Source organism: Streptomyces sp. NPDC045955, assembly GCF_056430805.1.
Genome location: NZ_JBWKKY010000008.1, coordinates 53,022 through 74,118, shown reverse-complemented (window position 1 = coordinate 74,118; position 21,097 = coordinate 53,022). Strand labels below are relative to the sequence as shown.

12 protein-coding genes are annotated in these 21,097 nt (G+C 70.4%); 3 read left to right on the top strand and 9 right to left on the bottom strand.

What is annotated here, in order from left to right; all coding sequences use genetic code 11:
* Positions 1–122 precede the first annotated feature (122 nt).
* Together AC07F0_RS18225 and nrdR are read right to left on the bottom strand one after the other, a co-directional pair.
* Entirely contained in the window at positions 123–2,999 is a 2,877-nt protein-coding gene (locus AC07F0_RS18225) for a vitamin B12-dependent ribonucleotide reductase (RefSeq protein ID WP_478980000.1), read from the bottom strand.
* Positions 3,000–3,163: 164 nt separating this feature from the next.
* Positions 3,164–3,724, bottom strand: a complete 561-nt coding sequence (gene nrdR / locus AC07F0_RS18220; RefSeq protein ID WP_029180822.1) for a transcriptional regulator NrdR — start codon at positions 3,722–3,724, stop codon at positions 3,164–3,166.
* 620 nt (positions 3,725–4,344) lie between these two features.
* Between nrdR and lexA the strand changes: the two genes are divergently transcribed.
* On the top strand, positions 4,345–5,124 hold the full coding sequence (gene lexA / locus AC07F0_RS18215) for a transcriptional repressor LexA (protein ID WP_030845416.1): 780 nt from the start codon (positions 4,345–4,347) through the stop codon (positions 5,122–5,124).
* 231 nt (positions 5,125–5,355) lie between these two features.
* Here the strand turns inward: lexA and AC07F0_RS18210 are convergent, their stop codons facing one another.
* The 4 genes from AC07F0_RS18210 to AC07F0_RS18195 all read right to left on the bottom strand — a co-directional run bounded on the left by AC07F0_RS18210 (position 5,356) and on the right by AC07F0_RS18195 (position 12,209).
* Entirely contained in the window at positions 5,356–7,332 is a 1,977-nt protein-coding gene (locus AC07F0_RS18210) for an ATP-dependent DNA helicase (protein WP_478979998.1), read from the bottom strand.
* 243 nt (positions 7,333–7,575) lie between these two features.
* Complete coding sequence (locus AC07F0_RS18205; RefSeq protein ID WP_478979996.1) at positions 7,576–8,427, bottom strand: GNAT family N-acetyltransferase; 852 nt, start codon at positions 8,425–8,427, stop codon at positions 7,576–7,578.
* A gap of 86 nt (positions 8,428–8,513) precedes the next feature.
* Positions 8,514–10,433: an IucA/IucC family protein gene (locus AC07F0_RS18200; protein WP_478980440.1), complete on the bottom strand. Its 1,920-nt coding sequence runs from the start codon at positions 10,431–10,433 to the stop codon at positions 8,514–8,516.
* Between the two features lie 357 nt (positions 10,434–10,790).
* Entirely contained in the window at positions 10,791–12,209 is a 1,419-nt protein-coding gene (locus tag AC07F0_RS18195; protein WP_478980438.1) for a diaminobutyrate--2-oxoglutarate transaminase family protein, read from the bottom strand.
* A 340-nt stretch (positions 12,210–12,549) separates the two neighbouring features.
* Here AC07F0_RS18195 and AC07F0_RS18190 point away from each other — a divergent pair, with 340 nt between their 5' ends.
* The gene (locus AC07F0_RS18190; RefSeq protein ID WP_478979994.1) at positions 12,550–13,773 is read left to right on the top strand and encodes a trypsin-like serine peptidase; all 1,224 of its coding nucleotides are present in this window, start codon (positions 12,550–12,552) and stop codon (positions 13,771–13,773) included.
* 240 nt (positions 13,774–14,013) lie between these two features.
* Complete coding sequence (locus AC07F0_RS18185; protein ID WP_478979992.1) at positions 14,014–15,216, top strand: trypsin-like serine peptidase; 1,203 nt, start codon at positions 14,014–14,016, stop codon at positions 15,214–15,216.
* 91 nt (positions 15,217–15,307) lie between these two features.
* Here AC07F0_RS18185 and hflX read toward each other — a convergent pair whose 3' ends face one another.
* The 3 genes from hflX to AC07F0_RS18170 form a co-directional block, all read right to left on the bottom strand.
* Positions 15,308–16,801, bottom strand: coding sequence for a GTPase HflX (gene hflX, locus AC07F0_RS18180; RefSeq protein WP_478979990.1), 1,494 nt, complete (start codon positions 16,799–16,801; stop codon positions 15,308–15,310).
* Positions 16,802–16,957: 156 nt separating this feature from the next.
* Positions 16,958–18,526, bottom strand: a complete 1,569-nt coding sequence (locus tag AC07F0_RS18175; protein WP_478979988.1) for a M1 family metallopeptidase — start codon at positions 18,524–18,526, stop codon at positions 16,958–16,960.
* Between the two features lie 197 nt (positions 18,527–18,723).
* Entirely contained in the window at positions 18,724–20,919 is a 2,196-nt protein-coding gene (locus AC07F0_RS18170) for a RelA/SpoT family protein (protein ID WP_478979986.1), read from the bottom strand.
* Positions 20,920–21,097: the final 178 nt, after the last annotated feature.

Genomic DNA, 21,097 nt, shown 5'->3' with positions numbered 1-21,097 from the left:
CGCCGTCCGTACGGGTCTGGACGGCGTACTGGACAGGCTCCCCGGCATCCGCGGTCTGTGACGACAAGAGGGGCACCGGCCCGAAGGCGGTGCCCCTCTGTCATCGGTTCAGACGCTCGGCGTCAGCTGCAACCGCTGGTCGAGCCGCAGCCCTCGCAGATGTAGCAGGAACCGGCGCGCTGCATCTTCGTGCCGCAGGAGAAGCACAGCGGGGCGTCGGCCTGGATGCCCAGCTGCATCTCCACCAGTTCGGCACTGGTGTGGGCCGTCTGCGGGGCGGGCTTGGCCGCCTCTTCGTTCTTCGGCGCGGAGACGGCCTTCAGCTCCTGGGCCCGCGGCGCCGACTGGGCCAGGCCCTCGACGTCGACCTCGTCCTCGTTCGGCTCGTACGATCCGGTCTCCAGGTGACGCTGACGCTCCTCGGCCGAGTGGATGCCGAGCGCGGAGCGCGTCTCGAACGGAAGGAAGTCCAGCGCCAGGCGGCGGAAGATGTAGTCGACGATCGACTGCGCCATCCGCACGTCCGGGTCGTCCGTCATACCGGCCGGCTCGAAGCGCATGTTCGTGAACTTCGAGACGTACGTCTCCAGGGGGACGCCGTACTGGAGGCCGACGGAGACCGCGATGGAGAAGGCGTCCATCATGCCCGCGAGGGTCGAGCCCTGCTTGGACATCTTGAGGAAGACCTCGCCCAGACCGTCGTCCGGGTAGGAGTTGGCGGTCATGTAGCCCTCGGCGCCGCCGACAGTGAAGGACGTGGTGATGCCGGGACGTCCCTTCGGGAGGCGCTTGCGGACCGGGCGGTACTCGACGACCTTCTCGACCTTGGCCTCGACGGCCGCGGGCTCCTCGGCCTTCTCCTCCCACTTCTTGGTGGAGAGCGGCTGGCCGACCTTGCAGTTGTCGCGGTAGATCGCGAGCGCCTTGACGCCCAGCTTCCAGGCCTCGAAGTAGATCTCCTCGACCTCCTCGACGGTCGCCGTCTCCGGCATGTTGACCGTCTTGGAGATGGCGCCGGAGATCCACGGCTGGATCGCGGCCATCATGCGGACGTGGCCCATCGGGGAGATGGCCCGCTCGCCCATGGCGCAGTCGAACACCTCGTAGTGCTCGGGCTTGAGGCCCGGGGCGTCGATCACGTTGCCGTGCTCGGCGATGTGGGCGACGATCGCCTCGATCTGCTCTTCCAGGTAGCCGAGGCGGCGCAGGGCCTGCGGGACGGTGCCGTTGACGATCTGCATCGAGCCGCCGCCGACCAGCTTCTTGAACTTGACCAGGGCGAGGTCGGGCTCGACACCGGTGGTGTCGCAGGACATCGCGAGGCCGATCGTGCCGGTCGGGGCCAGCACGGACGCCTGGGAGTTACGGAAACCGTTCTTCTCGCCGAGGCGCAGCACGTCCTGCCACGACTCGCTGGCGGCGGCCCACACCGGGGTGTCCAGGTCGTCCATGCGGACGGCCTTGTCGTTGGCGTCGGAGTGCTGCTTCATGACGCGCTTGTGGGCGTCGGCATTGCGGGCGTAGCCGTCGTACGGGCCGACGACCGCGGCGAGTTCGGCGGAGCGGCGGTACGCCGTACCCGTCATCAGGGAGGTGATGGCGCCGGCGAGGGAGCGGCCGCCGTCGGAGTCGTAGGCGTGGCCGGTGGCCATCAGCAGGGCGCCGAGGTTGGCGTAGCCGATGCCGAGCTGGCGGAACGCGCGCGTGTTCTCGCCGATCTTCTGGGTCGGGAAGTCCGCGAAGCAGATCGAGATGTCCATCGCGGTGATGACCAGCTCGACGACCTTCTGGAAGCGCTCGGCCTCGAAGGACTGGTTGCCCTTGCCGTCGTCCTTCAGGAACTTCATCAGGTTCAGCGAGGCCAGGTTGCAGGACGTGTTGTCCAGGTGCATGTACTCGCTGCACGGGTTCGACGCGGTGATCCGGCCGGACTCGGGGCAGGTGTGCCAGTTGTTGATGGTGTCGTCGTACTGGATGCCGGGGTCGGCGCAGGCCCAGGCGGCCTCGGCGATCTTGCGGAAGAGCTGCTTGGCGTCGACCTCCTCGATGACCTCGCCGGTCATCCGGCCGCGCAGCCCGAACTTGCCGCCCTGCTCGACGGCCGTCATGAACTCGTCGTTCACACGGACCGAGTTGTTGGCGTTCTGGTACTGGACGGAGGCGATGTCGTCGCCGCCCAGGTCCATGTCGAAGCCCGCGTCGCGCAGGACGCGGATCTTCTCCTCTTCCTTGACCTTGGTCTCGATGAAGTCCTCGATGTCGGGGTGGTCCACGTCGAGGACGACCATCTTGGCGGCGCGGCGGGTGGCGCCACCGGACTTGATCGTTCCTGCGGAGGCGTCGGCACCGCGCATGAAGGAGACCGGACCGGAGGCGTTGCCTCCGGAGGAGAGCAGTTCCTTGGACGAACGGATCCGGGAGAGGTTCAGGCCGGCACCGGAACCGCCCTTGAAGATCATGCCCTCTTCCTTGTACCAGTCGAGGATCGACTCCATGGAGTCGTCGACGGACAGGATGAAGCAGGCGGAGACCTGCTGGGGCTGCTTGGTGCCGACGTTGAACCAGACGGGGCTGTTGAAGCTGAAGATCTGGTGCAGGAGGGCGTACGCCAGCTCGTGCTCGAAGATCTCGGCGTCGGCGGGCGAGGCGAAGTACTTGTGGTCCTCTCCGGCCTTCCGGTACGTCTTCACGATGCGGTCGATCAGCTGCTTGAGGCTGGTCTCACGCTGCGGGGTGCCGACGGCACCGCGGAAGTACTTGCTGGTGACGATGTTGACCGCGTTCACCGACCAGAAGTCGGGGAACTCGACGCCACGCTGCTCGAAGTTGACCGAGCCGTCGCGCCAGTTGGTCATGACGACGTCACGGCGCTCCCAGGCCACCTCGTCGTACGGGTGGACACCAGGGGTGGTGTGGACGCGCTCGATACGCAGGCCCTTGCTCGCCTTGGTGCTCTTGGCGCGGGAACTCCGTGCCGGACCGCTCGCCGTCTCTGTCATGCCGCCTCCCTGTACGGGCGAAAACGCCCTGAAGTGCCCCGTTGTTCCCGTGGCACGGTGTTCTGTCTGGTGCTGCGGGCACCCACTCACATCGCCCGCAACAGGTCTTCACATCGCCGCCGCCCGGCCGGGCCCGGAGCTGCCGTCCGGGTCCGGCCCGCCGGTCAGTCGGCGGCGCCTGCGGGCTCGGGGACGTGTCCCGTCCCTCCGGGCCCGCGGTCGTCTTCCTGGCTCCCCGCCCCCGCGTCCTCGCGGTCTCCGTCGTCCGCGTCGGGGCGCCCCGTCTCTTCTCTGAGCTCCGCGATGGCCGCCTCGAAGTCCTCGAGCGAGTCGAACGCCCGGTAGACGGAGGCGAAGCGCAGATACGCGACGAGATCGAGCTCCTGCAACGGGCCGAGTATGGCCAGCCCCACGTCGTGGGTGGTCAGCTCGGCACTCCCGGTGGCCCGCACCGCCTCCTCGACCCGCTGGCCGAGCTGGGCGAGCGCGTCCTCGGTGACGGGCCGCCCCTGACACGCCTTGCGCACACCATTGATGATCTTGGTACGGCTGAATGGTTCGGTAACTCCGGACCGCTTGACCACCATGAGCGAGCACGTCTCCACGGTCGTGAAACGACGGGAGCAGTCAGGGCACTGGCGGCGCCTGCGGATGGACGTGCCGTCGTCGGTCGTACGGCTGTCGACGACCCGGCTGTCGGGGTGCCTGCAGAAGGGGCAGTGCATGAACTCCAACCCTCCTCACAGCAGATTCATAAGCATCGCTGGACCGCTTGCGCCCCACGAAGCAGCCCCAAGCATAGGCGATGACCATGGCCGCGAAGACCTGGGGGACCACAAATTGTGGGCTGCTGCTGCAATCCAACCACTAGATGTGGGGATTGGCTCATACATGCACGCCAATACGCGCGTGTCGCGCGGATAGACGCAGGTGACGCGCGACCGACCCCGCCGCGCCCGCCTCGCAGGTTCTCAGCGGCACCATCGAACAGGCCCGGCCGGCCTCACCAGCCGCTCCGTACGCGTACAGCCGTATCCCCGCGGCGCATGCGGAGATACCGTGGTCGCTGCGAGGAGGGGACGTGGGACTCCCGCACAGATGAGGGCTGGTACCGGGGCAGGAGAATGCCGGATGGCAGACTGTGTGAAAGACCCCGAGGCGATCACCCCGGCCGTGAAGAGTACAGCAATGGGCGCTTTTGCCCCCCAGGTGGAGCGGTAGCCAATACACCCGGACACATGATCGCGTCAGCCGATTCGCGATTTTTCACTCGAACGTGTGTTTGGCGCAACCTTTCGAAAGCAACTACCGTTGTCCAGCAGGGAGACCATCGAGAGGGGCCGACGTGACCACCACCGCAGACAGTGCCGCCATCACTGCCCAGGACCGCTCCCAGGGCCGACTGGAGCCGGTGCATGCGATGAACGAAGCCACGAACCCTGAGGGGCACAAGCGCTCCCTGCCAGGGCGACCTCCCGGCATCCGGGCGGACAGTTCCGGACTCACCGACCGCCAGCGCCGCGTGATCGAGGTCATCAGGGACTCCGTGCAGAGGCGCGGCTACCCGCCGTCGATGCGCGAGATCGGCCAGGCCGTCGGCCTGTCCAGCACGTCCTCCGTCGCACACCAGCTGATGGCACTGGAGCGCAAGGGCTTCCTGCGCCGCGATCCGCACCGCCCGCGCGCGTACGAGGTGCGCGGTTCCGACCAGGCCGCCTCCGTGCAGCCCACGGACACCGCGGGCAAGCCGGCCGCGTCGTACGTCCCGCTCGTCGGCCGTATCGCCGCCGGTGGCCCGATCCTCGCCGAGGAGTCCGTCGAGGACGTCTTTCCCCTGCCCCGCCAGCTCGTCGGCGACGGTGAGCTGTTCGTCCTGAAGGTCGTCGGCGACTCGATGATCGAGGCCGCCATCTGCGACGGCGACTGGGTCACGGTCCGCCGCCAGCCGGTCGCCGAGAACGGCGACATCGTGGCCGCGATGCTTGACGGTGAAGCCACCGTCAAGCGCTTCAAGCGCGAGGACGGCCACGTCTGGCTCCTGCCGCACAACGCGGCCTACGAGCCGATCCCCGGCGACGACGCGACCATTCTCGGCAAGGTGGTGGCCGTACTGCGCCGCGTCTGAGTCTGCGCACCGCGTCGGGTGGGCCGCCCAGTCGGCCCGCCCTCTGACCGGGCCCCGGGACCCCTGCGCCGGTTCCGGGGCCCTGCGCTGTCCGGGCCCCGGTAGGCGGTGTCCGGGGGCTCCGGTACTCGGTGGTGTCCGGAGACTCCGGAAGGCGGTGTCAGGGCCCAGTACTCCTGGCGTGGGTGCGGGCCGGTCCACGGCTCCGTCACCGCAGACCGGCCCCGGGGCTCAGTCGGCTTCCGCCTGCTTCGCCGCCGCGTCGATCGCCGCCAGCGACTTCCGTACCTGGTTGCGGTCCGTCGTGTACCAGAAGTCGGGCAGAGACGCCTTCAGATAGCTCCCGTATCGGGCCGTCGCCAGACGCGGATCCAATACGGCGACCACACCCCGATCGCCCGACGCCCGTACGAGACGGCCGGCGCCCTGGGCCATGAGGAGCGCGGCATGGGTGGCGGCGACGGCCATGAAGCCGTTGCCACCCGCGTCCTCCACGGCCTTCTGGCGGGCGCTCATCAGGGGGTCGTCCGGGCGCGGGAACGGGATCTTGTCCATGACGACCAGCTGACAGCTGGGTCCGGGGACATCCACGCCCTGCCACAGCGACAGGGTGCCGAACAGGCAGGTCTTCGGGTCGGCCGCGAAGTTCTTGATGAGCTCGCCGAGCGTCTCCTCGCCCTGGAGGAGAATCGGGAACTCCGGGATCCGGGAACGCAGTTCCTCGGCGGCCAGCTGGGCGCCGCGCATGGAGGAGAACAGGCCCAGAGTGCGGCCGCCCGCCGCCTGGATGAGCTCCGTGAGCTCGTCGAGCATGTCCCCGCGGTCACCGTCCCGCGCGGGGCGCGCCAGGTGCTTCGCGACGTACAGGATGCCCTGCTTGCGGTAGTCGAAGGGAGATCCGACATCGATGCCCTTCCACTGCGGGAGGTCATCGCCCTCGGTGCCTTCGGGGGCGAGCCCAAGGGACGCACCGACGCCGTTGAAGTCGCCACCCAGCTTCAGCGTCGCGGACGTCAGGATCACGGAGCGGTCCGCGAAGAGCTTCTCCCGCAGCAGCCCCGAGACGGACATGGGGGCGACACGCAGGGAGGCACCGAAGCGGTCGTGGCGCTCGTACCAGACCACGTCCCATTCGGAGCCGTTCGTGATCCGCTCCGCCACGTCGTGCACATTCTCCACGGAGGCCAGCGCCTGCTTGCGGACCGCGTCCTCGTCCTGGACGGACTTGTCGCGGGTCGTGCCGATGGCGGAGATGACGGTGCGGCACGCGTCGCGCAGTGCCATGAGGGCGTAGCCGAGGTCTTCGGGGATCTCCTCCAGGCGACCCGGCAGCGCGAGCTCCATCAGGCGTTCAAAGCCCTCGGCGGCGGTCTGGAGCTGGTCCGCCGCCTTCTCGTTGACGAGTTTCGCGGCCCGGCGCACCGCGCGATTGACCTGGCCGGGGCTGAGCTCACCGGTGGCGACTCCGGTGACGCGCGAGACCAGCTCATGGGCCTCGTCGACGATGAGCACCTCGTGCTGCGGGAGGACCGGAGCCCCCTCAATGGCGTCGATCGCGAGCAGGGCGTGGTTGGTGACGATGACGTCCGAGAGTTTGGCACGCTCGCGGGCCATCTCGGCGAAGCACTCCGCTCCGTACGCGCACTTCGAGGCGCCGAGGCACTCCCTCGACGACACCGACACCTGGGCCCAGGCCCGGTCCGAGATGCCGGGTGTGAGGTCGTCGCGGTCGCCGGTCTCGGTCTCGTCGGCCCAGTCGCGCACCCGCAGCAGGTCCTGGCCCAGCTTGCTGGTGGGCGCGGCCGCCTCGAACTGGTCGAAGAGGCCCTCCTCCTCGTCCTGCGGGACCCCCTCGTGCAGACGGTGCAGGCACAGGTAGTTCGACCGGCCCTTGAGCATCGCGAACTCCGGGCGGCGGCGCAGCAGGGGGTGCAGCGACTCGACCGTTCTCGGCAGGTCGCGCTCCACCAGCTGGCGCTGGAGGGCCAGGGTGGCGGTCGCGACGACGACACGCTCCCCGTGCGCAAGCGCGGGCACCAGGTAGCCCAGGGATTTACCGGTGCCGGTGCCGGCCTGGACCAGCAGGTGGGAGCCGTCGTCGATCGCCTCTGCGACCGCTTCGGCCATGGCCACCTGACCGGGGCGCTCCGTGCCGCCGACGGCAGCGACGGCAGCATGCAGGAGTTCGGGGAGTGAGGGCTTCGTCATAGCGCGACCACCCTACGACCCAGCACTGACAAACGGGTGATCAAGGCGCGGGCCGGGGGCGGGATCAAGACCTTGGGCTCCTCGGTACGGGTGGCTCGGTCGGGTGGGCGAGGGGTGGGCGGGAGGCGGGGCGGTTCTGCGGGGGCCATGACGCGGCGAACAGCTCGAGAAAAATCTGCGGCGCGGGTGGGAACTGCGGCCCGACGCGCCGCGTTCAATGAGTGATGGCGTGATGACACAGCGCTACATCAGATGCCGAGTGGACCGGTCTCGGACCATGAGGGCGGCTCGCTTGTCGGGCAGGTCGACCTCGGCGGAGAACCGGAAGCCGGCGGTCAGGAAGGCGGCGATGGAGGGGGTGTTACGAATGTCGGGTTCCGCGATGACGCGTGCGCAGGAGGGCCGCTGCGCGAGTACGAGATCGGCTGTGGCTCGGAGCAGCAGACCACCGAGACCACTCCCTCTGTCGGTGACAGCGCCGATCAGGAGGTGGATCCCGGTGTCGTGAGGCCGGGCCGGGTAGTGGCGGGCCAACGGGTCGAGGTCCGCCCGGTAGATCTCCCAATAGCTCATCGGTGTTCCGCCCAGTACGCCGATGCACGGCACGCTGCGTCCGTCGCCGGTCAGCTGGGACAGCACATGGTCCTCGGTCACGTGCTGGGGACCGGACAGCTCCCAGAACGCCGCAGCGGCGGGGTCGTTCATCCAGCGGCTGATGAGCGGAAGATCGCGTTCGATGCGCACGGGGACGAGGTGGAAGAGGCCCACGGGTGTGTCGGTCGGCCCCCAGTCGGCGACGCGGTCGAGGAGGTCGTCCGACACGGAGGGCTGTGGGGTGGACTCGCCCGGCCGCTCGGCTCCCTGGCTGCCGGACGTCTCGTCCGCGATGAGGGCGAGGAGTTCGTCGGGGAGCCGTAGGTCCATGGTGTCTTCGCCGTGGCCGCCCGCACCGGAATCCGCACCCGGGGCCGCACCGAGTTCTCCATCGGCATCAGCGGAGGCTCCCGCGCTGGAGTCGACGTCGGCACCGGCGTTGACGTCGGCCGTGGCCGGGACACCGGCACCGGCATGGGCGGTCGGGTCGGCGGAAGACACCAAACGCTCCTCTCGGGAAAGGGCGGGGGTGAGGCGCGTCCTCAGGGATGAAGGAGGTCGGTTGTGTTCGGGGACGGCCAGAGTGATCACAGGTGCAGGGGGTTGGCGATGGTGACGTAGACGGACTGGGTGTCGACCGGGCCGACGAGTTCGTCGAGACCGTGGAGCCGGGTCAGCAGGTTGGCCTTGCAGCGCAGTACGGGTGAGTCGAGCAGCCGGGCCGGCAGCGAGGAGCGCAGTCGGGCCGGGCCGCCGGCGACGTTGCCGAGGAAACGGCGGAAGGCGGCGAGCAGCAGCCGCTCGTCGGCCAGGGCCTGGGAGCCGAACGCACCAATGAGTCCCAGGACGTTGTTGACCGCCAGGTAGTAGACGAAGCGCTCGTCGGTGACCTCGTCGCAGACGAACGTGTCGCTCCGCTCACCGATGCCGGGCAGCCGGGCGTCCAGTTCCGCGCGCCGGGACTCGCGGAAGTAGTAGCCCTGGTTGTCGCGGTAACGGCCGCCCGCCGGCCATCCGTCGGCGTCCAGCAGGAGCAGGGTGTTCTGCTGGTGAGCCTCCAGGGCGATGCCGGCCTCACCGTCCAGCCAGAGGACAGGACGCACGACGTGCTCGAGGTAGCGCAGGAACCACTCGGCGGCGACGGCTCCGCGGGGCCGGCCGGTCCGGCGGGCGAGACGCGTGACGACTTCGGCCAGCCGGGATCGAAGGGCCGGGCCGTGAATGTCCGGGCGGGCGGGAGAGATCGCCGGCCGTGCGGGTGAGCATGGGCGAGGGGAGACGAATCCGGCGACGCAGGAGACATCGTCCGAGGGGGTGAACGGGTTGTGGCGGATCACCACGTCCAGCCCGGTCAACGGGGCGCGGTCTGAGCCTCCGGGACCTCCAGCGCCTTGGGCACTCCCGGATCCATCGGATCCATCGACAGCGATCCAGGCTGGGTCGCGCACGATGTCGAAGCACGGGTGAACGGCCCGCCACTGCTGCGCCAGTCCGCTGCGGAGCAGGCGGTGGACCTCGACGCCGCGGTGGAGTTCCTTACGGAGGTTCTCACGACGGGAGTTGGTGATGCGCAGGCCCAGCGACAGCTTGAGCATCGCGGGGGCACCGGATCGGTAGACGGTTCGTACGGAGGAGGTGGGGTGCCAGGGAGTGCCGTGGGCGCCGAGGTCGCGGAGCAGTCCGCTGTCGAGCAGGGCAGCAGTCTCGGGGCGGTGCCGGACCTCGCGTGCCTGCCAGGGATGCAGGGGCAGTAGGGCGTACCCGTCCGGCAGTGGCAGGTCGGCCCCGGCCAGGCGTGCGGTGAGTCGGGCCGCCGCGACAGGGCGGCCACGTTCGGTCCAGGCGGAGTCGGTGGCCAGGACGGAGGGGGCGACAGCCATCCAGTGCAGGGGGAAGGATCCGCGCAACTCGGGTGAGTACAGCCGTGTTTCGGCCTCGGAGAGACCCTCGCGGCTCTTGGGGGTCGGGTGCAGGGGGTGTCCGAGGACGAGTGACTGTTCCGCGGTGAGGAAGAGATCGGGGCCGTCGAGCGGGACTTGGCGACCGTCGCTGAGGAAGAAAGTAACGCGGCGGAGGGAGTCGGCGACACCCGCGACGAGTTCGACGCCGTCGGCGCAACAGCCGCCGTTTTCATGACCATGACCATTACCGTGCCCGTGGCCGTATCCGTCTGCGGACGTTTCCCTGGAGAGCAGGGCCGCGATCGTGACGGCGTCGGCCGGCGGAGCGTGGTCGAGAGCGTCGGCAAGGCGCGGGAGGCCGAAGCGGTGCCAGCCCGTCGGGGACCAGTAGTGGACGGGGACGCTCAGGGCCGTGCCGCTGGCGGGCAGGGGGATGCGCAGAACCCCGTCGGCGGGGGCGGGCTGGTCGGTCTCGCGCACCCAGCACCGCAACAGGGTCTCCACGGCTGCCGCCTGGGCGACGATGCGCGGGTCGAGGTGCTCCAAGGGGTCGGTGACGACCCCGCCAGCCCTCAACTCGGCACCCGGCACCTCACGGCCCACCATCTCGCCGTCCTGCACCTCAGCACACCGCACCTCACCGCTCAGCCCCTCGGCGAGATGCGCCACCCCAGGCCTCCGACACGGAGCCTCGGAGACCGCCGGGTTCACCGGATCAGCCCGGTTCGCCGGACGGTCCGGGTTCGCCGGACCGACCGGGTTCGCCGGACCGACCGGGTTCACAAGGCTCGCCGGCACCCCCAACCTTCGGACATCAGCAGAGCCTCGTCCCGGCGTCGTGGCGTGGTCGTCGGGCTTGGGGGTGGCGTTCAAGGCAGGTACCTCGTCGGGTGGTTCCGAGACGGCGGACTGGAAGGCTCACGGCATGAGCGCTCACGGCGTCGAGGCTCACGGCATCGACGCTCATGGCGTCGACGGCGCCGGTGCCGTACCCCCACCGCACCGCGCCGCCGCCCCAATCGCGTCGGCCAGGCGGTCCTGCACGGCGGCCGCCTGTTCGCCGGTGATGGTCAGGGGCGGCAGCAGCCGGACGACGCTGGCGTGCCGGCCGCCGAGTCCGACGATGAGGCCACGCCGCAGGCACTCCCGTTGGACCGCGGCGGCCAGTTCGGAGGCGGCGGGACGAGGCTTCCCCGCAGCCCCGACCGCCTGCCCGACTTCCCCGGCCGCGCCCTCGGGGTCCACGAACTCCACCCCGATCATCAGCCCCCGCCCCCGCACCTCCCCTACGCACGGAAAGTCCCCTACTAGCCCTTGGAGTTGACTCAGCATGCTTGCCCCGATTGTCGCCGCGCGTTCGGCGAGGTGGTTTTCCCGGACGTGGGTGAGAGTCGCCGTGCCGGCGGCCATGGCGAGTTGGTTGCCGCGGAAGGTGCCGGTGGGGGCGCCGGATTCCGGGACGTCGAGGTCGTCGCGGTGGACCACGACGGCCAGCGGCAGGCTGCCTCCGATGGCCTTGGACAGGACCATCACGTCGGGGGTCACTCCGCTGTGCTCCACGGCCCAGAAGGCGCCGGTCCGCCCGACGCCCGTCTGGATCTCGTCGGCGATCAGGGGGACGGCTCGGTCGGCCGTGAGCTGCCGCATGCGCCGCAGCCAGGCATCCGGTGCGGGGATCACGCCGCCCTCGTCCTGGACGGGCTCGACGATCACCCCGGCGGGGAGCGAAGCACCGGACCCGGGGTCGTCGAGGACGGACTCGGTCCAGCGGGCGGCGAGGTCGGCCCCGCGCTCGCCCCCGACACCGAAGGGGCAGGGGTACTCCTGTGGGTAGGGCAGGCGGGTGGCCCGTACGTCGTGGGCGGCGGCGGACGCGTCGAATGTCCCGGCCGCCCTTGCGTGGGAGGCACCGGTGAACGCGATGAGGCCGGTCCGGCCGGTCGCCGCGCACACCAGTGCGCAGGCGGTCTCCACTGCGTCGCTGCCGGCCGGTCCGCAGAACAGCACGCGGGCCCGGTCGGCGAGCCCTGGGGGCAGGGTGCGGAACAGCTCGGTGATGAAGGCGTCCTTGACGGGGGTGGCCAGGTCGAGGGCGTTCAGGGGCGCGCCGGAGTCGAGGACCTTGCGGATGGCTTCCAGGACGACCGGGTGGTTGTGCCCGAGGGCGAGCGCGCCGGCGCCGGAGAGGCAGTCCAGGTAGCGGCGGCCGTCCGCGCCCTCGATGGTCAGTCCCCGGGCCCGCACCGGCACGATCGGCAGGGCGCGGGCGTAGGTGCGGGCCGCGGACTCGCGCGCCGACTGGCGGCGCAGAATCCCCTCGTGAGCGGCGCGCGCTGCCGGTGCCGTGCCGTCGACGGCACCGGGGAGGGCCCTCACCGGCATACGCCCCACAGCGGCCTCATCGGACGCACATCCCCCATGGGTGGTTTCCGTCACGACTTCCCTGACCTCCCACTGGGCACGGGCACAGAGGACCGCACACAGACAGCAGGCCCCCAACCGCTACCAACCCCGATCCGCTCACCGGGTTACGGGTTGCCTCAAGATCCTTTCCGTGACGGAACTGTTGCGGTTCCGTCGGGCCGCCCCCACAGCCACCGCATAGTGTGTGGTGCCGTTCCCGGGCGCCGTGAGCTTGGCCTGAACTCCCCGTGAGTCGGCGGAAACCAGGCCCTGAGTACCGGTTCGTCCATGTTCGTTACACACCAGGGGGAGTCACATCATGCGATCCACACGGCCGTCGTCCACCACCAGCCGAGGCGGGAGGGCGCGCCGCGGGAACTCCCCCGTCCTGGCCGCGGTGGCCCTCGCCTCGGCGCTCGCGCTGACCGCCACCGCCTGCGAGTCGGGCGACGCCGCGGCGGGCGGGGAGGCCTCCGCGTCGGCCGGCGCCTCCGACGACGGCAAGCTGAGGATCCCGGACGACATCAGGGACCGGCTCCGCGAGCACGGGATCGACGTCGACAAGTGGAAGAACGGCGCCTGGAAGAACTGGGACCGGGACGACTGGCTGCGCGAGGCCAACGAGTACATCAACCCCATCATCGAAGGTCTCTGGGACCCGGACCGCATGCGGGACGCCGAGGAGCCAGACCAGGGCGTCGACGACAGCGACCTGACCGGTGACCAGGGCGTGACCGACCCCACGCCCGAGCCGGTCGAGGCGCAGGCCGTGCCACCGTCGTACCACGCCAACGCGCCGACGGCCGGGAAGGTGTTCTTCGACTCCCCCAAGGGCTCGGCCGTCTGTTCGGCGACGGTGGTGAAGGACCCGGCCCACCCGGGCAAGTCCAACCTCGTGTGGACGGCGGGCCACTGCGTACACGCGGGCAAGAAGGGCGGCTGGTACCGCAACATCGCGTTCGTGCCGTCGTACAACGACGACGGCAAGCCGGTCGCGGAACTGGAGAACGCCACCCGGCAGGACGTCGCTCCCTACGGCGTCTGGTGGGGAGACTGGGCGCAGACCTCCGACCAGTGGATCGAGCAGGGCGGCTCGACGGGTGGGGACGGCGCGCCCTACGACTTCGCGGTCATCCATGTGACGCCGGAGAAGGGCAGCGGCGGCAAGTCCCTGGAGGAGACGGTCGGTTCGGCACTACCGGTCGACTTCAAGGCTCCCGCCGTACCGAAGGTGAAGAGCGTCACGGCGATCGGCTACCCGGCCGCACCTCCGTACGACGGGCAGAAGCTGTACCGGTGCCAGGACCAGCCGGGTCGGCTGTCGGTCACCGTGTCGGATCCGACGATGTACCGCATCGGCTGCACCATGACCGGCGGTTCGTCCGGCGGCGGCTGGGTCGCGACGGGCTCGGACGGCAGGCCTGCCCTGGTGTCCAACACCTCGATCGGCCCGGTGACGTCGGGCTGGCTGGCCGGTCCGCGCCTGGGCGAGGTGGCCAAGGGCGTCTACGACTCGGTCAGCGAGAAGTTCGCGGGCCGCTGACGGCCGGCTGATCACAGTCGGCGGTGGGGTGGCACGCCGGGTGCACCGGCAGCGCACCCGGTGCACAGAAACGCACCGGCGCACCAGCCCGTGGACTCACGGAAGCCTTCACCACCCCACCCCGGTACACCCTCAACTCCACGGGCATAGTGGGGTTTCGCGCCGGGGGCACTGGCGCCCACGTCCATGACATGCACACGCAGCACCACACTGTCACGCACCAACGGGGGTCATCGCACCATGCGTTCCACACGTACGCCCGCAGCGCCGAGGCGCGGGCGGCGCACCGCTCTCGGAGCCACCGGGCTCGTCGCCGCTCTGGCACTCACCGTGACCGCCTGTGAGGGTTCGGCGGACTCGGCGAGCGACAAGCCCGACGCCACCGCCTCGCAGGCCGCGGACGGCGCCGGCAAGGTCGAGATCCCGGCCGACCTCGCCGGAAAGCTCAAGGAACACGGGATCGACGTGGACCAGTGGAAGGACGGCGGCTGGAAGGACTGGGACAGGGACAAGTGGCTCAGTGAGGCCAAGGACTTCGTCAACCCGGTGATCGAGGGCCTCTGGAAGCCGGAGCGGATGCAGTCCGCGAAGGAGGCCGACAAGACGGTCACGACGAAGGACGCATCGGCCGGCCAGGGCGTCAGCGACCCGGATCCGGCGCCGGTCCGGGCGCAGGCCGAGAAGACGCCGTACCACCGGAACGCCGCCCCGGTCGGCAAAGTCTTCTTCGACTCCCCCGACGGCCCGGCCGTCTGCTCCGGCACGGTGATCAAGGACGTCAACCACCCGGGCAAGTCCAACCTGGTGTGGACGGCGGGCCACTGCGTGCACGCCGGCGGCAACGGCGGCTGGTACCGCAACCTCGTGTTCGTCCCGGCCTACAACGACCTCGGCAAGTCCGAGGCGGAGCTGAGCAACGCGAACCCGGCCGAGGTGGCCCCGTACGGCAACTGGTGGGCGGACTGGGCCTCGACCTCGAACCAGTGGATCCAGGGCGGCTCGGAGACGGGCGGTGACGGAGCGGCGTACGACTACGCCGTGCTGCACGTGAAGCCCGAGCAGGGTGCCAAGTCCCTGGAGGAGACGGTCGGTGCCGCGCTGGACGTGGACTTCTCCGCGCCGTCCGCGGCCGAAGCCGCCAAGATGGGCGCCTGGGGCTATCCGGCGGCGCCGCCCTACAACGGGCTGAAGATGTTCAAGTGCGTCGACAACCCGGGCCGCTTCTCGCTCAGCCCTGGCCTGCCGACGATGTACCGCATCGGCTGTTCCATGACCGGCGGTTCGTCCGGCGGCGGCTGGTTCCGGGTGGTGAACGGCAAGTCCGTGCTGGTCTCCAACACCTCGATCGGCCCGGCCGACAACACCTGGCTGGCCGGTCCGCAGCTGGGCCGCGACGCCGAGGCGCTCTACCAGAACATGAGCAAGACGTACGGCGGTCGCTGACCGGAGAGAGAAGGCCCGCTCCCTGCGGAAAGGGGGCGGGCCTTCTCACAGCAGTGCCTTCAGTGCCTTCTCACATCAGGGCCACAAGCCGTCAGAGCGCCGGCGCCGGGACGTACGGCGCGAGCTCCGCCGCCAGCTCCTCGTGCACCCGCACCTTGAGCAGGGTGCCCTCCGGAGTGTGCTCCTTGGAGAGGATCTCGCCCTCGTCGTAGGCACGGGCGACCAGCTTGCCGTGCGTGTACGGCACGAGCGCCTCGATCTCGACCGACGGGCGCGGCAGCTCGTTGTCGATGAGCGCGAGCAGCTGGTCGATGCCCTGGCCGGTGCGGGCCGAGACGGCCAGGGACCGCTTCTCGACGCGCAGCAGCCGCTGGAGCGTCAGCGGGTCGGCCGCGTCGGCCTTGTTGATCACGACGATCTCGGGTACGTCGGTGGCACCGACATCCCTGATCACATCGCGCACGGCGGCCAACTGCTCCTCCGGGTTCGGGTGCGAACCGTCCACCACGTGCAGGATCAGGTCGGACTCGCCGACCTCCTCCATCGTGGAGCGGAACGCCTCGACCAGGTGGTGGGGCAGATGGCGCACAAACCCGACCGTGTCGGCCAGCGTGTAGAGCCGGCCGCTCGGGGTCTCGGCCCGGCGCACGGTCGGGTCGAGGGTCGCGAACAGGGCGTTCTCGACCAGCACGCCCGCGCCCGTGAGGCGGTTGAGCAGCGAGGACTTGCCGGCGTTGGTGTAGCCCGCGATGGCGACCGAGGGCACCTTGTGGCGCTTGCGCTCCTGGCGCTTGATCTCGCGGCCGGTCTTCATGTCCGCGATCTCCCGGCGCATCTTCGCCATCTTCTCGCGGATCCGCCGCCGGTCCGTTTCGATCTTGGTCTCACCGGGACCACGGGTGGCGAGGCCGCCGCCCTTGCCGCCGCCCATCTGCCGGGACAGCGACTGACCCCAGCCGCGCAGCCTCGGCAGCATGTACTGCATCTGGGCGAGCGCGACCTGCGCCTTGCCCTCTCGGGACTTGGCGTGCTGGGCGAAGATGTCCAGGATCAGGGCGGTCCGGTCGATGACCTTGACCTTGACGACGTCCTCGAGGTGGATCAGCTGGCCCGGGCTGAGCTCACCGTCGCAGATGACGGTGTCCGCGCCCGATTCGAGGACGATGTCGCGCAGCTCCTCGGCCTTGCCGGAGCCGATGTAGGTGGCCGCGTCGGGCTTGTCGCGGCGCTGGATCACACCGTCGAGCACCAGCGCACCGGCCGTTTCCGCGAGGGCGGCGAGCTCCGCGAGGGAGTTCTCCGCGTCCTGCGCGGTTCCCGTGGTCCAGACGCCGACGAGCACGACCCGCTCCAGACGGAGCTGGCGGTACTCGACCTCGGTGACGTCCTCGAGCTCGGTGGAGAGGCCCGCCACACGGCGCAGGGCCGCGCGGTCGGAGCGGTCGAACTGGTCGCCGTCCCGCTCTCCGTCGATCTCGTGGCTCCAGGCGACGTCCTCTTCCATCAGGGCATCGGCCCGAAGACCCTCGGGGTGGCTGTGCGCGAAGCGCTGGGTGTCCTGGGAAGGGGAAGAAGAGGAGGTCATTGGATCCTTACGTAGCTGGGAAACCGTTTACGGCGACGGAGCGCTGCGAGCTTTCCGTCACCGGGCATAACGCGCGAGCGTGCCGGGAGATTCCCGGCGCTCCGTGCCGCGCCGACCTGAAGATAGTCGCACGGCACGGGGCGTCTCGTCACCGTGTTATCGAGCGGCCGCCTTCGCGGGCGCCGCCAGCTTCGCGGCCGGGTTCGCGGGCGCGGCCGGGTTCGCGGACGCGGCCGCATCGGCGGGCGCGGCCGGCTTCCAGTCCGGGTGCCCCGGCATCGGCGGGGTCTTCTCTCCGTACAGCCAGCCGTGGAAGAAGCCGTCCAGGTCGCGCCCGGAGATCTCGGCGGCGAGCCGGACGAAGTCGTCCGTCGTGACGGTGTCGTCCCGGTACCGGTCGGCCCAGGTGCGTTCCAGGCGTTCGAAGGCCGGGCGGCCGATCTCCTCGCGCAGGGCGTACAGCACGAGCGCGGCGCCGTCGTAGACGTTGGGCCGGAAGATGCTGGTCTTGCTGCCGGGCTCGGGGGCCTTCGGGGCGGCGGGTGGTCCGCCGGACGCGCGCCAGCGGTCGGAGGCGCCGTACGCGGCCTTCATACGGTCCCGCATCGGCTTGCCGGCCTGCTCCTCGGCGTACAACGCCTCGTACCAGGTGGCGTGTCCCTCGTTGAGCCACAGGTCGGACCAGGTGCGGGGGCCGACGCTGTTGCCGAACCACTGGTGGGCCAGTTCATGGACCATGACCGCCTCGACGTACCAGGCGGGGTAGACGGACTCGGTGAACAGCTCCCGCTCGAAGAGGGAGAGCGTCTGCGTCTCCAGCTCGAAGCCGGTGGAGACGTCGGCCATGAGCAAGCCGTACGTCTCGAAGGGGTAGCGGCCGACCTTGCGCTCCATCCAGGCGATCTGCTCCGGGGTCTTCTCCAGCCAGGGTTCGAGCGCCTTGCGGTGCTCGGCCGGGACCACGTCCCGTACGGGCAGCCCGTGCGGGCCGGTGCGGTGCAGCACGGTGGAGCGGCCGATGGAGACCTGGGTGAGCTCGGTGGCCATGGGGTGCTGAGTGCGGTACGTCCAGGTGGTCGACCCGCCGGACCGGTCCACTCCGGCGGGCAGCCCGTTGGCGACGGCCGTGTGGCCGTCGGGTGCGGTGACCCGGATGGTGAACATCGCCTTGTCGGAGGGGTGGTCGTTGCACGGGAACACCAGGTGCGCGGCGTCGGCCTGATTGGCCATGGCGAGGCCGTCCGCGGTGCGCAGCCAGCCGCCCTCGCGCCCCTCGGGGGGCACGGGGTCGCTGGTGTGCCACACGGCGATCCGCATCCAGTTGCCGTCCGGCACGGAATCCTCGGGTGTGATCACCAGGTCCTCACCGGCGGTGCTGAAGGTGGCGGGCTCGCCGTCGACCTCGACCGAGTGGACGGTGCCGTGGGCGAAGTCCAGGTTGACGCGGTCCAGGTCGGCGGTGGTCCAGGCGTCGATGGTGGTCACGGCCCGCAGCGGCTCGTTGTTGCTGCCGGGATAGGTGAAGGAGAGGTCGTACGACGCGACGTCGTAGCCGGGGTTGCCCAGGTACGGGAAGAGGCGGTCGCCGACGCCGAGCGGGACGACGGGGGCGCTCGCGGCGACGAGGCAGACGGAGACGGCCGAGGCGAGCAGCACCGCGGACGTCCGCCGACGGCAGGGTCGGGAACGGGGGCGGGGGCGGGTGCGGTGGGGGGTGAGGCGCATGCCTCACGGCTATCAGCGCGTGCGTGCGCGGCGCGGACGACGCGCGTCCGGCCCACCCGAACCGGGGACCGGGGCCTGCGCCGGGTGCCGCCCCCACGTCGGACGGCCGCCGCCCGGGCGGGCTCAGCCGGCCCCGTAATCGGTGGCGGACGGCCAGGCGGTGCCAACCCCGTATCCGGTGCCCGGCGCCGTGCGCCTCAGCCGCCCTGCGTCTGCGGCTGGGCGCGCGTGACGTCGTAGACCCCGGCCACGTTGCGCATCGCGCGCATGAGGGCGGGCAGGTGGGCCGCGTCCGGGAGCTGCACCGTGTATGTGTGACGGACCTGCTGCTGGGTCGGGGGTTCGACCGTCGCGGAGACGATCTCGGCGCCTTCGAGGGCCATGGCCTCCGTGAGGTCCGCGAGCAGATGGGGACGGACGAACGATTCGGCGACCAGCGTGACCCGGCACTCGGTGGCCTCACCCCAGCGCACGCCGACCTCCGCGCGCCCCGCGTCCTTCATACGCGCCACCGCGGCGCACTCGACGCGATGGACGGTGACCGCTCCCCCGCGTACGGCGAAGCCGGTGATCTCGTCGGGCCGTACGGGCGTGCAGCAGCCGGCGAGACGGACGGGCGCGCCGGGCCGGTCGGTGAGGACATTGCCGCCGGCGGGGCGTACGGCCGCCTGCTCGGAGGCCGGCCCGGCCGGATCGGACGGGTCGGCGGTCGCGGGCCGGACAGCCGCGGCGCGCTCCTCGGCCTGCCGGTCCTCGCGGGCCTCGGTCTGCTGGGCCTCGGCCTGCGCCGGGTGGGCGGCCAGCCACCGCTGGATGGCGATCCGGGCCGCGGGCGTGTGCGCGTGCTCCAGCCACTCCCGGGAGGGCTCGGACGCCGGGTCCTGGCCCATGAGGAGCTGGACGGTGTCGCCGTCCTTCAGCACGGTGCTCAGCGTCGCCAGACGGCCGTTCACGCGGGCGCCGATGCACGCGTGCGCGTCCTCGCCGTACTGCGCGTACGCGGCGTCCACACAGGTCGCCCCCTCGGGCAGGCCGATCGTGCCGCCGTCGGGCCGGAAGACCGTGATCTCGCGGTCCTGGGCGAGGTCCTCGCGCAGGGTCGACCAGAAGTGGTCCGGGTCGGGTGCCGCCTCCTGCCAGTCGAGAAGCCGGGAGAGCCAGCCGGGGCGGGTGGGGTCGACGCGCTCGCCGTCGGCCGGGTCGTCGGGGGCGGGCGCGTACGGGTTGCCGAGGGCGACGACGCCGGCCTCGGCGACCTTGTGCATCTGGTGCGTGCGGATGAGGACTTCGACGACCTGGCCGTCCTCACGGGCGACGGCCGTGTGCAGCGACTGGTACAGGTTGAACTTCGGTACGGCGATGAAGTCCTTGAACTCCGAGACGACCGGCGTCATGCAGGTGTGGAGTTCGCCCAGGACGCCGTAGCAGTCGGCGTCCTCGTTCACCAGCACCAGCAGGCGGCCGAAGTCGGAGCCGCGGAGCCGGCCGCGTTTGCGGGAGACCCGGTGCACGGAGACGAAGTGGCGGGGCCTGATGAGGACTTCGGCGGGGATGTCCGCCTCGCGCAGCACGGTGCGCACCTCGTCGGCGACCTCGGCGAGCGGGTCGTCCGCGCGGGAGGCGTTGCGGACGATCAACTCCCTGGTGTGGGCGTACTCCTCGGGGCGCAGGATCGCGAAGACGAGGTCTTCCAGTTCGGTCTTGAGCGCCTGGACGCCGAGCCGTTCGGCGAGCGGGATCAGCACGTCACGTGTCACCTTCGCGATGCGCTCCTGCTTCTCGGGACGCATGACGCCGAGGGTGCGCATGTTGTGCAGCCGGTCGGCGAGTTTGATCGACATGACGCGGACGTCGTTGCCGGTGGCGACCAGCATCTTGCGGAAGGTCTCGGGCTCGGCGGCGGCGCCGTAGTCGACCTTCTCCAGTTTGGTGACGCCGTCGACGAGGTAGCGGACCTCCTCACCGAACTGGTCGCGGACCTGGTTGAGCGTCACATCCGTGTCCTCAACGGTGTCGTGGAGCAGGGACGCGGTCAACGTCGTGGTCTCGGCGCCGAGTTCGGCAAGGATCAGGGTCACGGCGAGCGGGTGCGTGATGTACGGCTCGCCGCTCTTGCGCATCTGGCCGCGGTGCGAGGACTCGGCCAGGACGTAGGCGCGGCGCAGGGGTTCGAGGTCCGCGTCGGGGTGGTGGGCGCGGTGCGCGTCGACGACGTGGCTGATGGCGTCGGGCAGCCGGCCGCGGGCGGCCGGGCCGAGCAGCGCGGCGCGGCCGAGGCGGCGCAGGTCGATCCGGGGGCGGGACTTTCTGCGCGGGGCTGTCGGCGTCACGGGCCCTGACACCGCGCCCGGCATCGGGCCTGGGGTCACGGAATTCGTGGCCTCCGCACTCATGGGCACCTCCGGCTGCATGGACCGGCGGACGGGGTGCCCCAGGGCGGACACGGCTCAGGGGGTGGCTTCGGTCCCCCGTCCGGGCCGGTGCTTGATGCTACCGAGCCCACCACGCGTGACTGACCGCCTCTCGCCGAGCGTGAAACTGATCACCCATTCGAGGGATGAATGTGAAGTT